General features: G+C 57.8%; 9 protein-coding genes. 6 read left to right on the top strand and 3 right to left on the bottom strand.

What is annotated here, in order from left to right:
- Positions 1-28 precede the first annotated feature (28 nt).
- Both HMPREF2944_RS07530 and HMPREF2944_RS07525 read right to left on the bottom strand, forming a co-directional pair.
- Complete coding sequence (locus HMPREF2944_RS07530) at positions 29-1,510, bottom strand: glycoside hydrolase family 1 protein (RefSeq protein ID WP_070682530.1); 1,482 nt, start codon at positions 1,508-1,510, stop codon at positions 29-31.
- 223 nt (positions 1,511-1,733) lie between these two features.
- Positions 1,734-3,224, bottom strand: a complete 1,491-nt coding sequence (locus HMPREF2944_RS07525; protein ID WP_070682090.1) for an anion permease — start codon at positions 3,222-3,224, stop codon at positions 1,734-1,736.
- A gap of 250 nt (positions 3,225-3,474) precedes the next feature.
- Here HMPREF2944_RS07525 and HMPREF2944_RS07520 point away from each other — a divergent pair, with 250 nt between their 5' ends.
- The 6 genes from HMPREF2944_RS07520 to HMPREF2944_RS07490 all read left to right on the top strand — a co-directional run bounded on the left by HMPREF2944_RS07520 (position 3,475) and on the right by HMPREF2944_RS07490 (position 12,852).
- Positions 3,475-4,173, top strand: a complete 699-nt coding sequence (locus HMPREF2944_RS07520) for a lipoate--protein ligase family protein (protein ID WP_070682087.1) — start codon at positions 3,475-3,477, stop codon at positions 4,171-4,173.
- Between the two features lie 69 nt (positions 4,174-4,242).
- Positions 4,243-5,133, top strand: a complete 891-nt coding sequence (locus HMPREF2944_RS07515) for a fumarylacetoacetate hydrolase family protein (protein WP_070682084.1) — start codon at positions 4,243-4,245, stop codon at positions 5,131-5,133.
- 817 nt (positions 5,134-5,950) lie between these two features.
- The gene (locus HMPREF2944_RS07510; protein WP_246826289.1) at positions 5,951-8,842 is read left to right on the top strand and encodes a Rib/alpha-like domain-containing protein; all 2,892 of its coding nucleotides are present in this window, start codon (positions 5,951-5,953) and stop codon (positions 8,840-8,842) included.
- A 115-nt stretch (positions 8,843-8,957) separates the two neighbouring features.
- Entirely contained in the window at positions 8,958-9,377 is a 420-nt protein-coding gene (locus tag HMPREF2944_RS09420; RefSeq protein ID WP_070682081.1) for an ArsR/SmtB family transcription factor, read from the top strand.
- Positions 9,378-9,508: 131 nt separating this feature from the next.
- Positions 9,509-11,542, top strand: a complete 2,034-nt coding sequence (gene thrS, locus HMPREF2944_RS07500) for a threonine--tRNA ligase (protein WP_070682078.1) — start codon at positions 9,509-9,511, stop codon at positions 11,540-11,542.
- Positions 11,543-12,567: 1,025 nt separating this feature from the next.
- Positions 12,568-12,852: an aminotransferase gene (locus HMPREF2944_RS07490; RefSeq protein WP_070682075.1), complete on the top strand. Its 285-nt coding sequence runs from the start codon at positions 12,568-12,570 to the stop codon at positions 12,850-12,852.
- A 123-nt stretch (positions 12,853-12,975) separates the two neighbouring features.
- Here HMPREF2944_RS07490 and HMPREF2944_RS09190 read toward each other — a convergent pair whose 3' ends face one another.
- The gene (locus HMPREF2944_RS09190; protein WP_141755750.1) at positions 12,976-14,730 is read right to left on the bottom strand and encodes a hypothetical protein; all 1,755 of its coding nucleotides are present in this window, start codon (positions 14,728-14,730) and stop codon (positions 12,976-12,978) included.
- Positions 14,731-14,765: the final 35 nt, after the last annotated feature.

Genomic DNA, 14,765 nt, shown 5'->3' with positions numbered 1-14,765 from the left:
GGGGGGGGGAGGAGAGAACCTTGACCGGTTACAGCTCCGCGCCGTTGCTGGCAATCACCTCGCGGTACCAGTGGAAGGACTTCTTGCGGTAACGCTCCAGGGTGCCGGTGCCGTCGTCGTTGCGGTCTACGTAGATGAACCCGTAGCGCTTGGACATCTGCGCGGTGGAGGCGCTAATCATGTCGATGCAACCCCAGGTGGTGTAGCCGAGCACGTTCACGCCGTCCTCAATCGCCTCGCGTACCGCGTGCAGATGCTGGCGCAGGTAGTCGATGCGGTAGTCGTCTTCCACGGTGAGCTCACCGTTCACCTCGACCAGCTCGTCGCGGGCGCCCAGGCCGTTCTCCACGATGAACAGCGGCTTCTGCCAGCGGTCCCAATACTGGTTGAGGACCACGCGCAGGCCGGTCGGGTCAATCTGCCAGCCCCATTCGCTCGCGGGCAGGGTCGGATTCACCACGCCGCCGAGGATGTTGCCTTCGCCGCGCTCGCCTCGTGCCGGGTCGCCGGTCGCGCAGGTGGACATGTAGTAGCTGAACGACACGAAATCCACGGTGTTCTTCAGATCCTCGCGGTCCTGTTCGGTGATGTTCAGCTCCACGCCCTTCTCACGCAGGGCACGCAGGAAGTAGCCGGGGTATGCGCCGCGCACGTGCACGTCACCGAACGCGAAGTTCGCCTGTTCCGCCTGCATGGCGGCGAGCACATCCGCGGGATCGGGGGTGAGCGGGTAGGTGGGCATGGCAAGAATCATGCAGCCGACCTGGGCGCCGGGTGCCAGTTCGCGTGCCGCAGCGGTGGCGCGCGCGGAGGCGACCAGCTCGTGGTGCATCGCCTGGTAGAGGTCGGCGTCGCTGAGCTGCTCTGCCGGGGTGTTGATGCCGCCGGACATGAACGGCAGGTGCAGCATCGAGTTGATTTCATTGAAGGTCAGCCAGTACTTCACGCGCTTGCCGTAGCGGGCGAATACGGTGCGGGCGTAGCGTTCGTAGAAGCCGATGAGCTCGCGGCTGGTCCAGCCGTTGTACTGTTCGACCAGGTGCAGCGGGGTTTCGTAGTGGCTGAGGGTGATGAGTGGCTTCATGCCGTGCTTTTCGAGCTCGTCGAGCACGCGGTCGTAGAAGGCGAGGCCCGCCTCGTTCGGGGTTTCTTCGTCGCCGCGGGGGAAGATGCGCGACCAGGCGATGGAGAAGCGGAACACCTTAAAACCCATCTCTGCGAGCAGGGCGATGTCTTCACGGTAGCGGTGGTAGAAGTCGATGCCTTCCAGCTTGAGGTTGTCCTCGGTGGGTTCTGCGGTGCGCGGGTACAGGCCGCCGGCAGGCAGCACATCCTGCAGGCTGGGGCCCTTGCCGTCTTCGTTCCAGGCGCCTTCGAACTGGTTGGCGGCGGTGGCGCCTCCGAAGAGGAAGCCGTCAGGGAACGCGCCGAGCGGCTGCGGCTCGGTCAGTGCCGGGCTGTTACCGGGCAGGTTGGTGGTCTGGGCGGTGATGTGCTGGTCCTGATGCACGGCGTCCTCCAAGGTGCTTTGGGTCTTTCTTCTACCCTAGCGGAGGGGGTGGGGGATTGCTAGGTTTTGCGCTGTTTGGGACGCTATCGGGCATGCGAAAGCCCGGCGTCCTCACACGAAAATTCACATGAGAATACCGGGCTTTTACGCGGTGCTGCTATACAGCGCTTTTACGCTGAGCTAGGCTTTTACGCTGAGCTAAGCCGCCGCTGGGCCTGAGCCGCTAGTTGGCGAAGCCGAGCGCGAACAGCCACGCGGTACCGACCGCACCCCAGACGACGAGGTTCACGATAGCCGCCATGAAGCCGATCTTGAACCATTCGCCCACGCTGAAGTAGCCGGAACCGTAGTACACGCCTGCCGGGCCGGAGGCGTAGTGGGTGATGCCGCCAATCAGGTTACCCATGAAGCCGAGGAACAGAGCCGCAAACATCGGCGGAACACCGGCAGCAACAGCTGCGCCGAGGAACACGGCGTACAGGGCCACGATCTGGGCGGTGTTCGAAGCGAACATGTAGTGAATGAAGAAGTAGGCCAGAACCAGCACGGTGAAGGCCAGGGGCCAGGCCATGCCGCTGACGCTGTGGGCGGCCTGCTGGCCAATCCAGTCCACGACCTTGAGCTTCTTCAGGTGGTCGGCCATGCCGACGAGCACGGCGAAGAAGATGAGGGTGGACCAGGCGCTGGAGTTCTTCGCCATGTCCTTCCAGGTCAGAACCTTGGTCACCAGCAGAATACCGATGCCGAAGAAAGCGGCGCTGGTGGCGTCAATACCCAGTGCGGTACCGGTCACCCACAGGATTAGCAGCAGCATGAAGGTGCCGAGCATAATCCATTCCTTCACGCTCATGGGGCCCATTTCGTGCAGTTCCTGGCGGGCATGCTCGGGTGCGTCCGGGGTCTTCTTGATGGTCGGCGGGTAAATCTTCGACATGATCCACGGTATGACAATCAACGCGGCAAGACCGGGAACGATGGCGGCCAGGGCCCAGGTACCCCAGTCGAGGTTGATGTTGTGGTCGTGCGCGAACTTCTGCGCCAGCGGGTTACCCGCCATAGCGGTCAGGAACATGGCGGAGGTGATGGTGTTGACCTGCGCCTCGGTCATGAGCAGGTAGGAGCCGAGCTTACGACGCGATTCGGGGGTTTCGTTGGTGGAGCCGTTGACCTCGGAGAGGGAACGGATAATCGGGTAAATCACGCCACCGGCACGCGCAGTGTTGGAGGGAGTGGCGGGGGCGAGCACCAGGTCGGTGATGGCCATACCGTAGGACAGGCCCAGGGAGGACTTGCCGAGCGCACGCACGAACAGCAGCGCGATGCGCTTGCCCAGACCCGTAATGAGGAAGCCGTCGGCGATGAAGAAGGCGGCCACGATAATCCAGATGGAGGAGTTACCGAAGCCGGTCAGCGCCTCATTCTTGGCGGCCATCGTGCCGGTAATCATGGCGACGGCCAGGCCCACGAGAGCCACGGACGGGGTGGGCAACGGCTGGAAAATCAGGCCGAGAATGGTACCGACGAAGATGGCGAGCATGTGCATGCCGCGCGGGTCGACGCCTTCGGGGGCGGGAACGAACCAGATGGCGAGGGTGACGGCTACGATGATGGCAACCTGCACGATAAGTTTCGTGCGCTTGGACTTCGCCGCCTTCACCTCCTCAGCGGATGCGGCGGTGGGCGCCGCTGCGTTGGCGGGGGTGGACTGTGTCATGGTCCGATCTCCTTTGCGAAACGTACAGGTTGGCGCGCTCGGGGAGTGGTTCTCACCGGGCGCGGAGTGCGTTTCTTCTGCGTTGTCATGCTGTGTCTATGTGCTCGGTGCGGCAGTGTGGGGCACCGCACTATAGCACCTTTAATCTTAGCGTTTGGGGGTGCCATGCTAAAGGGGTAAGCCGGCGCATTTGAACAGGTGAGCATTTTTCTGCGCGGGCGTTTTCGCCGCCGCCGGTAAGATAGAAAACGTGCAGATTATTCGAGAAACCACACCCGAGTCGGGTGATATCCTCATCCACCACGAGCAGACGGTGCAGATGCTCCGCGAGGTCGCAAGCGGTCAGCGCGAAGCGACCCTACGCATGTACCAGCCGAACCCCACGGTGGCGTTCGGTCGCCGCGATGAGCTGAACCCCGGATTCGCCGATGCCGTGGCCGCGTGCGAGGAGCACGGCTTCAGGACCCTGGTGCGCAAGGTGGGCGGTCACGCCGCCGCCTACCATCAAGGGTGCCTGGTAGTGGACCACTTCCAGCCGGCCTCCGACGCCCGCAGCGGCAACACGGTGCGCTATCGGCTCTTCGGCTCCATGTTCGCTCAGGCCCTGCGCGAGGTCGGCGTGGATGCGCGCGTGGGCGAGATCCCGGGGGAGTACTGCCCCGGCGAGTACTCGGTGTACGCACAGCTTCCCGAATCCGCCGGCGGTGGGCGCATCAAGCTGGTCGGCACGGCCCAGCGCGTGGTGAGCGGTGGCTGGTGGTTCAGCACGGGCATCGTGGTTTCCGATTCGGCTTCGCTGCGGGCGGTCACCGCGGATGTGTACCGCGCCCTCGGCATGGAGCTCGACCCGGCAACGGTGGGCGCGGCGCAGGATGCGAACCCGAGCCTGCTCATGGAGGACCTTGAGGACGCCATCGTGGAGGCCTACGCGAGCCACGGCTTCAAGTAGGCGGCCCGAGCGGGAACCCCGGAACATCCGTACACAGTAAACGCACTAGAGTAAAGCAAAGGAGCGCATATGCGTTGGGCACAGATTAAAGACGAGAAGGGCAGCCGCGCCGTCTGTTTCTTTGAGGAAACGGTCTACGAGCTGCCGGCCAAGTTGAGCCCTCTGCTCAATTTCTACAGCCGGTTCCGCCTGAACTTTGGCGACCCGAAGAACGCGCTGTCGATTCTGAAGGAGAACGGTGCGACGGTCATGGGTCACGGCGAGCAGCTCTGGGAATCCCTGCCCTTCGTGCGCCCGCTGGATAAGCCCGGCAAGGTCGTGTGCGCGGGCCTGAACTACCGCGACCACGCCGAAGAGATGAACCTGCCGGTGCCCGAGTACCCGGCGCTCTTTGCGAAGTTCTCGAACGCGCTCATCGGCCCCGGCGAGCAGATTCGCATGCCCGCCGACGACGGCACGGGCAGCACGAAGGTCGACTGGGAGGTTGAGCTGGGCCTGGTGGTCGGGGTGCGCCTGCGCAACGCCACCGAGGAGCAGGCGCTTGAGGCGCTGATGGGTTACACGGTCATCAACGATGTGTCGGTGCGCGACTGGCAGGGGCGTTCTTCGGAGTGGTTCCAGGGTAAGAACTGGGATGCGATGACTCCGTTCGGCCCGGTGATTGTGAGCCCCGACGAGGTGGATCCGCTTGCCGGCCTGGAGCTGACCTGCGCGGTAGACGGTGAGGTGCGTCAGCGCGGCTCGACCGCGGACATGCTGTTCAGCCCCGCGTACTTGCTGTCGTATATTTCGCGGTTCATGACCCTGGAGCCCGGCGATATCGTGGCCACGGGTACGCCCGCCGGCGTGGGGCTTTCGCTGCATCCGCGCCGGTGGCTGAAGCCGGGGCAGGAGGTGCGCACCCGCATCGAGGGCATCGGCGAGCTGGTGAATGTCTGCTCGGAGGCGGGCGCGCTGTAGGGGAGTGCCTGCAGGATAGGGACGATGCGGGATCGGTTCGGCCGATACGGTTTCGTGCCGGTTCCTACTGGAAGGCCCGGATTGCAGCCCTTCGCACGGGTCTCTCGAAGGCCTTCAGAACCGAATACTTATGCATCCCATCCGTGTCGGCAGGGCGCGGGTGGGATGCCTTTTTATGCCTTATCTGCCTAGTGGAAACCGCGCAATAGAGATTACATTTCAGGGTAAGAAAAATTGCAGGGATGAATGATTAATCTGTGCGCAAGAGCGGGATTAGGGTGTAAAAACCCTCAACCTTTACCCCGATTTCACCCTCGCGCGAAGGGGTTCGAGGTGTTTGTGGCGGGGTGGCTGCGGGGGTGCAATGGGGCAGGAGTCCCAGGATGTGGCCAGGTGTGAGAAATTCAACATTTGTCATGTCGGGGGTCACAGTGGGCTTGTTTGGTGCACCATTTCGGGGAAGGGTGCGGATTTTTTGTTTTTCGTCGGGAGTTTCCTCTGACTAGGAGGAAGGCTTAGGCACTCCGGTGCAAATTCTTTTGAATCGAACACCGGTAAGTACATTACAGTGCAGTGATAATTCACCCTGAACCTGAACCTTTAGCGACTATATGAGTGGTTGTTATCACATTCTCGTTTTGCGCTTACCCCTCGGGAGTCGGTAGGGTATGGGGATTGTCTGAGAGTTTCCTGGGAATTCCTGCCAGTTTCTCGGGGGCGTCGCAACGCACTCGCAGACGAATATTTCACTCACGTCCGTGTTTGTTCATACAAACGCACTCACTCAAACAAGCCGACACGAACGGAAGAAAAACGCATGACCATTACTGCACCCAAAAACCAGGTACAGAACCCCGCGGTAGCCACTGCTGAGGCCGCCGCGCAGAACTTTACGCAGGCCCTCGCGCTAACCTCCGCGACGGGTCTGGCCGCCGGCTCGGCGCAGAACGCGAACCCGCGCTTTGCCGGCCGCCGCCGTGCATCCCTCGCCGTTACCGCGGCACTGGCCACCGCCATCACCGGCGCCAACCTGCCGGCGACCTTCGCGGCTCCCGCCGCTTCGACCACCGAGTACGGCGCCTCCGGTGGAACCACCTGCGTTGAGGCCGGCCAGAAGAACGTGCCGACCCTCGCAACCCTCACCTCCGTGGCACCCGGCCCCATCTGCTACTGGAACGACGACCCGGCCGCTCAGACCATCAACACCCTGGCACCGGTGAACTCGTCCCTGACTCGGGAAAACCTGATTACCACCGAGAACACCTCGCCCCTGAGTGGCAAGCTCGCCAGCGACTCCTTCGCCGCGCAGAAGCTCACCGGCACCGAAGCCGTTGCCCCCAACAGCAGCGAGATTAGCCGCACCTTCCTCGAGTACAGCGCAGACGCCGGCAACCACCCCGTCACCACCGCCATTAACGCGGGTACCGTCCGTAAGGACCGCTCCCAGACCGTTGGCGCCCACGAGAACATCCCGACCCTCGCGGTGAACTCCGCCAACCCGCACCAGGAGTACGTCGAGGTCGTCTCCCGCGATCAGCGCGTTAACGCCAAGGCCGAGAACAAGCGCATCCTGACCGGCGGCGTGCCGATTCCGGGCTGGCTGGCCGAAGACCACGGCCTCTCGGGTGACCAGTCCCTCGCCCTGTACGACGAGGCGACCGGCATCTGGCGTTCCTACTTCAAGTTCGTGAAGGACGCCGACGCCCAGACCTACACCAGCACCGCCCGCGTACAGGTTGGCGGCGGCAACGCCTCCACCCCCAAGAGCGCCAAGATTCAGTACGAGACCGTGGGCCGCGGCAACGCCGGTCAGACCGTGACTATCAAGGCCCCCGTAAGCATCGACGTGAAGTCCGGCAACGCCCGCACCTCGTACCCGATCGCGCGCGGCGCCAAGTTCCGCCTGGCCAAGAACGTGCCCGGCGCGTCCATCAACGAGACCACCGGCGAGATTACCTACAAGGTGCCTGCAGGAACCCGCGGCACCGTGGATATTCCCGTGGCAGTGGACTACCCTGCGACCTACCACGTCTCCTCGGGTGGCTACATGCTCGCCAAGCCCAACTTCGAGGGCGTGGGCGAGGACAACTACTGGCTGACCCTCAAGAACGGCACCTCCTCGGTCGTGGGCATGGCCAACGAGCTCACTCAGATTGGCGTGGACGAGCTGAAGGCCGGCAAGATCAACCACATGGTCTCCATTACTGCCGCCGACTATGCCGCCATGAGCGCCTCCTTCCCCGCGAAGGGTACCGACGGCAAGCTGGACCTTTCCAAGTACCCGAACGCACCGCGTGCCGGCCAGCGTGGCTTCCTGCCTGCCAGCTTCGACGTGGAGGAGTTCCTGGCCAACACTGGCCACGCGGACGACCAGCTCACCCGCATGATTCTGACCGCGATGAAGGAATACGGCTTCATCCTGACGGACCACAACCTCTTCACCAACGCCTTCAACCTGGAGGCTCCCAGCTCCTACGCGCCCTACGCGCGCCAGGGTAAGAACGTGTACAAGGAAGACCCGCAGCTGGCCGCCATGTTCGCGAACTTCGTGCCCAGCGGCTTTACGGGCAACCAGTTCCCGTGGCAGCAGGTGCAGTGGATGCCGGTGAACTACACCGAGTCCGCAGAGAACGCCGCCCGCCGCGAGGGCCTGCAGGTTCCCGAGACGAACGCCGCCGCCGATGCGAAGGCCGCCACCGACAACGCAGCGGATAACGCCGCCGATAAGGATAAGCAGGGCGCCGCGGAGAAGATTGCACGCCCCGTGACCGCACGTAGCCTGCGTGTTCGCCGCGCCACCGTGCGCACCCCGGATGCGCCGCGCATCAGCGACGCCGACAGCCAGGCGACCGCGGTGAACCAGGCCTCGGGCGCCGTGAAGTTCAGCTTCCCCGCTGACTCCTACGGCAAGACCGGAACCGGCTCCGGCGTGATTTACCAGCCGGCAGAGCATCACGCCACCGTCTACTCGGGTGAAACCGCCGTGGCGCAGAGCGTGCACCAGAGCCACAAGGTCTCCCCGAACTACCGTTACGCCCGTGACTACAATTTCCAGGAAATCGAGCAGACCCCGAACTTCCGCCCCAGCCGCTGGGTGAACAAGGAGAAGGTCAACACCGCTGGTGGCCAGTTCTCCAGCGCCGAGACCGGTATTCGCTTTGCCTCCAACGGCAAGACCGGCACCTACTCGATTGATCTGAACACCCACGAGGTCACCGGCACCACCTGGGACCTGCGTCGCGATAATGGTTCGAAGATTACCGTGAACCGCACCGGCAAGGCACCCGCCCGCATGTCCGACGTGAAGGCGAAGAAGGGGGCAGCCGCGCAGCTGTACTCGATCCCGCTGAAGGTGCACGTTGTGGATAAGAACAGCCCGATTGCCCGTGAGGATTCGGTCTCGCTGTACTCGGGTACCACCCAGAACGTGGCGGTGCTGAACAACGACGAGGCATCCTTCGGCGCATACAGCCGCGGTGAGACCGTGAAGAAGCTGGAGCTGCTGAACCAGCGCGGCCAGGTCGTCAGCTCCTACAGCGACGAGTACGGCACCTACCGCGTGGTGAACCTGCCCGACGGCACCCAGGGCATTGCGGTGACCGCCAAGTCGAAGCAGGGCTTCGCGCCGCTGGTTCGCTACCGCGCGGTGACCGACAAGGGCGTGAAGTCCTCCGAGGGTTACCTGCAGGTGGCAGTCGCTAACCGCTAGCCGGACGCACCAGCAGTATTAGCGCACATAGGGGAGAGGGGCACGTCAAGAAAGCACGCCGCGCAGGCGTAACTTCCTTGACGTGCCCCGCACCTGTACATAAGGTGAAAATACTATGACTAGCCACCACGAAGACCACCACGAAAATTCCGCCGAAGCTAACACCCACCACGCCGACCACTCCGCACAGGCGCACGAGGCGCCCGCCTCCGCACCTCTTTTCGAGGGGAGCGGCCCCAAGGATTGGGAGGAGCAGTTCGGCCCGTCCGTGGCAATCTTCTCGGCGCTCGCGAACCCGCTACGCCTGGCCATTGCGCACCACCTGGTGCACCGCCCGCACAGCGTGAGCGAGCTGCACACCTGCCTGGGCATTTCTCAGCCGCTGGCCTCGCATCACCTGCGCATCCTGCGTGAGGCGCACGTGATTGACCGCGAGCAGCACGGCCGCACCACGATTTATCGCCTGAAGGACCATCATATTAGTCACATTGTGACTGACGTTCACGAGCATACGCGTGAGCATCATGCGGACTAGTCCGCCCTCAAGCTGAGCGTTGCCTGGGAGCCGTTGTAAGATGGTGTGTGTCCGTGCACCAGTACAGTGCGGAATAGTATGCGCACCGGCGGCGCCCCGAGCGGCCGCGAGCGCCTGAGTTAAGGAGACTTATGTCTGCCGCTGATTCTTCAGCAATTGTTATTAGCGTTTCTGGTGAGGAGCGCGAGGTCACCGCGAAGACTGCCGCTGAGCTGTTCGCTGACGACCCGAAGATCGTTGTGGCACGCGTGAACGGCGTGCTCGTTGATCTCTCCCACGAGCTGTCTGCTGGCGATTCCGTTGAGCCGGTTTTCATTCACGAACCGGACGGCCTGAACGTGCTGCGCCACTCTGCCGCGCACGTGATGGCGCAGGCGGTGCAGGAGTACCGCAAGGACGCCAAGCTGGGCATCGGCCCGTACATTACTGACGGCTTCTACTTTGACTTTGATGTTGCCGAGCCCTTCACCCCGGAAGATCTGAAGAAGATCGAGAAGTCGATGATGAAGATCATCAAGTCCGGTCAGCTGTTCCGCCGCCGCGTGGTCACCCACGACGAGGCTGTTGCCGAGATGGCGAACGAGCCGTACAAGCTGGAGCTGCTCTCCCTGAGCCAGGGCCCCGGTTCTGGCGCGGATGCTGCCGAGGGCGCATCCGTGGAGGTCGGCGAGGGGGAAATCACCATCTACGACAACGTGCACCCGAAGACCGGCGAGACCGTCTGGAAGGACCTCTGCCGCGGCCCGCATCTGCCGAACACCAAGCTGATCGCTAACGGTTACGCCCTGATGCGTGCCGGTGGCGCGTATTGGCGCGGTTCTGAGAAGAACCCCATGCTGCAGCGTATTTACGGTACCGCTTGGCCGAGCAAGGACGAGCTGGTCGCCTACAAGGAGCGCATCGCTGAGGCGGAGCGCCGCGACCACCGCCGCCTGGGCCGTGAGCTGGACCTGTTCTCCTTCCCGAAGACCATTGGTCCCGGCCTGCCGGTAATCCACCCCAAGGGTGGCGTGATTAAGCGCGAGATGGAAGACTACGTGCGCACCCGCCACATTCAGGAAGGCTTCCAGTACGTCAGCACCCCGCACATTTCGAAGGAAGACCTGTTCTACACTTCCGGTCACCTTCCGTACTACGCGGACGGCATGTTCCCGCCCATGGAGCTGGATAACGGTCATTACCGTCTGAAGGCCATGAACTGCCCGATGCACAACGAGATTTACCGTTCTCGTGGCCGTTCGTACCGTGAGCTGCCGCTGCGTTTCTTCGAGTTCGGCACCGTGTACCGTGACGAGAAGTCCGGCGTGCTGCAGGGCCTGACCCGCGTGCGCATGATTACCCAGGACGACTCGCACTCGTACGTGACCAAGGAGCAGGCACCGGACGAGGTGCGTCACCTGCTGAAGTTCATGCTGAGCCTGCTTGAGGACTTCGGCATGACCGACTTCTACCTTGAGCTGTCGACCCGCGACACCGAGGGTGATAAGAAGGATAAGTTCATCGGTACCGATGAGCAGTGGGAGGCGGCTACCGCGGTTCTGGAGCAGGTTGCGAAGGAGACCGGTCTGGAGCTCGTTCCGGATCCGGGTGGTGCTGCGTTCTACGGCCCGAAGATTTCGGTTCAGGCGAAGGACGCGATTGGCCGTACCTGGCAGATGTCGACCGTGCAGTACGACTTCAACCAGCCGAGCCGTTTCGGTCTGGAGTACCAGGCTGCTGACGGCACCGTGCAGGAGCCGGTCATGATTCACTCGGCGAAGTTCGGTTCGATTGAGCGCTTCCTGGGTGTGCTGACCGAGCACTATGCGGGTGCGTTCCCGGCATGGCTCTCGCCGGTCCAGGTCATTGGTGTGCCGGTGGCTGAGGCGTTCAACGACTACATGACCGAGATCGCGGACAAGCTGCGTGCGCACGGCGTGCGTGTTGAGGTGGATTACGGTTCGGACCGCTTCACGAAGAAGATCCGTACTGCGTCTACTGAGAAGGTTCCGTTCATTCTGATTGCTGGCGGTGAGGATGCGGAGCACGGCGCTGTTTCGTTCCGTTTCCGCGGTAACAAGCAGGAGAACGGTGTGCCTGTGGATGAGGCTGTGGCACGTATTGTGGAGCATATCCGCAACCGCGTGAACGAAGACCCCAAGCCCAGCACCGAGGCTGCTGAGTAACAAGGGTTTAGGCTTCTAACCTAGCTATATAGAAAACCACCCCCTTTGCGGCGACAAGCTGCGGAGGGGGTGGTTTTTTACGTTTTATGGCGGTTGGACGGGGGAGTGCGGTTGGGTGCAGAAAGTTGTGTCGTGGGCTAGTTTTTAGTCCCAGAGTGCTAGCGTGGTAGTAAGGCGAACGTCCATAGTCATTCAGAAAATGGGTAGCTGGATGGTTCTGAAAATGATGTATCGCTGTTGATTATTGAGGGAGCACGAGTGTATGAAGTCGAATAAGTATGTTCCTGTTGGGATGCTGTTCTTGATTCTGGCAATTATCTTGAACGTAGTGTCAAATGTCAGCGACCTAGTGCTTGGAATTCTCTATGGCATCTCAATAGCGGTATTGATTATTGGACTATCTAATAGTCGAAAATAGGTGCTGCAACTGAGAAAAGGGGGCTGGGGGTCATCCCGGTTTGGCCGCTCAGCTGGGAGTAGCTACATGGAGCTGCCGAGGTGAATTATAAGCAACCAAGGAGGTATATTATGAAAAGTATTAGTTTTCAGAGCATCGGTGCTTTTATCCTCGTATTTTCTCTTTCCTGTCTGTTCTTGACAGTGATTCAGGGAATGGGAAATCTTTGTTCACCAAACGTTCTTATGATTTCCTTAGGTATGGGTTTGGTATCGGCTACCATGTACTTCTTTGCATTCAGGAATCATGACTAGTCAACCGTGCTATCTTAAAACATCTTAGAGGTAGGGCTATTGTCAGCCCTACCTCTCTTTTGTGTGTCTGTGCCATATGGTGTGTCTACGGCAGCGCACTAGGGTTCGTTTGAAATCCTGTACTCGCACCTAGTTGTTCCCAATCTTTTTGCGCGACGGCGGCGGTCAAGCACGGTGCTTGCGCGGGTATACCTGTGCCTTCGCTATTACATAGTCAAAGAGAACCGACCCCTGAATAGTATTATGGAAAGCAACGCCGCTTACGAAGAAGCAACAGCCTTTATCGTAGAAGGTGCATTTGAAAGGATTGAAGAATGGCAAGCATTGAAGTGATGAAGGAACGGGCTCGTATTGCGGGTCGTTTCAACCTGTCTGCTCGCCGAAACCCGGACCACAAGGCACTTGTTGCGCTCGCCGCGCAGAAGGCGAGAGGGGAGTGCCACGTTATCCCTGTGGCTCCCGGTGAAGATGGGGCTGACGTGCTCCAGCGCGCAAGCAAGGTCGCGGGCGGTAAGCCGGTCATTATCGTGACGGAGGTTGACGGGGAGCTTCATGCTCGTCTTGCCAATATTTTATTGAGAATATGTGCAAAAATTTAAAAGGACCTGACAAGCATATTTTGAGAAGCATGTCAGGTCCTTATATTAGTGTTATTTGCTTAGAAATTATGAACATAAGAAGCTATATTGGTTATTAATTGGCTAGCTTCGTGTATCGAAATTTTATGGATGTGTCAAAGGTATGTATTTCTTTTGATTACTGTCGTAGTATTCGCAATTCGAGAAATCATGATTTTTGATTGTTTTTGTTTTTGATAGATTGGGTTTAACATGGAATTTTGTCCTTATGGCTTCCATTTTTTCAATTTCAGGCACCTCCAAAATAAAGCGTGTATAAAAATTAGATCCATTAAGATTTAGTAATGTAATATATTGTGCTTTGATTGTTACCTTTGACTTGCTGTTAATAAAATCGACTCCCTGATGATTAGTGGAACCGTTTATATGGAAGGTGGCATTACATGCAGTCAGGGTTTCAATTTTTTCTGAACAGTCTATATCTAAACCACGATTAAATATTGTATCGATGAAACCCATCTCCTTAATGTTTGCTGCCTTGATTGTCGCCTTTTCATTTAGAATGCAGTCATTAATTTTTACTTCATTAAGATTTTCTTCACTGCAGGATATATTGATTTCTCCATTAAATGTATGCCTGTCGGGTATTTCAAAGGAAGCATTGTCACATTTTTCAATAAGTATGTTCCCTTGGATTGTTGTACGTTGGATTGCTCCTGAATAGTTGGGATCCCTAGAATCATATTTTTGGCCGATAATAATATGGGATTGGGGCGTGTTTTTAAATGATGTATTGGCAGGTAAATCTCCATAAACATATATAGGTAGTTCAACCCCCTTGCTTTTGGGGTCATCACCCTCTGAGTAATAATCTGGTGGACAAAGATTTTTTATTTCTAGTTTTGAACCCTTGGCAAAATGTGAATCTTCGAGCGCAATATTAGATGCAGTTGCTCGAATAATTTCACTCTGAGTGAATTTGCTGGAGGCTAAAATGACTGAACCTTTAAATGTGCAGTGATTAATAATAATTTCTCTTGAGGTATCCTGATTATTATATTCTATAGAAAAGTAAATTTCTAAATCATTTACAAATGTGCAACCGTCGAGATTTATTTTATTAATATCAGCAACATTTTTAAATATAATCGGGTAGGTAAAAGTCGCGCCTTCGAAGTCGAACGTGAAGTCACTCCAATCAGAATAACCGTTGTCTGACTTATTAAGCCTATTATGTATTTCTTTCATGATGATTTTACAGACTGTTTCATGGTGTTTATCACTTGATGGTTTTCCGTACTCTCTGACGTAGGCGCATAATACATTTATTATTGACTGAGCTTCTTGTTTGCTACTGCGATTAGTTTTCTCATCGCCATTAATGTATTCATCAACCCATTCATCTGTAATCTTGCACAGGCTGTGCACCGCAGAAATTGCGGCTGGTGTTTTTTTGGAGAATATAAGTTCAATAGATTTTGTATTTCTCTCGTATCGCGAAGCGTGCATTTTTTGATTTTTTTCATCGATGTTTTTCGATTCATCGATGTTGTTCTTCCTGCGGTTTTCTATATAGCCCAGTAGAACAACTAGTCCGCCACTTATAGTTAGAAGTGATTGGAGTAGGACTGGCCCAGATCCCTCTTTTTGAAAGCTTAGGTTTAGCGCAATTGGTAGAGCAAAAGATATCTCAATAAAGATAGATGCAGCACATATTGTAGATAAATCTTTTCTGTCTGTTTTTGATTTATTGACGAAGTAAATTATTAATGTTATGACGAATAAAACTGCAATTAGTATAAGTATTTCTACTCTTTTTTGACTGAGAGTAGTCAAGGTTTTAAAAAGTTCAAGATTCAAAATAGTTAATCCTTTCTTGAGTAGTGTAATCAGTGACATCTTTGCATTCTGGAAGGAAAATATTGTTGATAATG

It is taken from the genome of Rothia sp. HMSC072E10 (assembly GCF_001813965.1).
Lineage (GTDB): Bacteria > Actinomycetota > Actinomycetes > Actinomycetales > Micrococcaceae > Rothia > Rothia mucilaginosa_A.
This window is presented reverse-complemented; position numbering and strand designations above follow the sequence as displayed.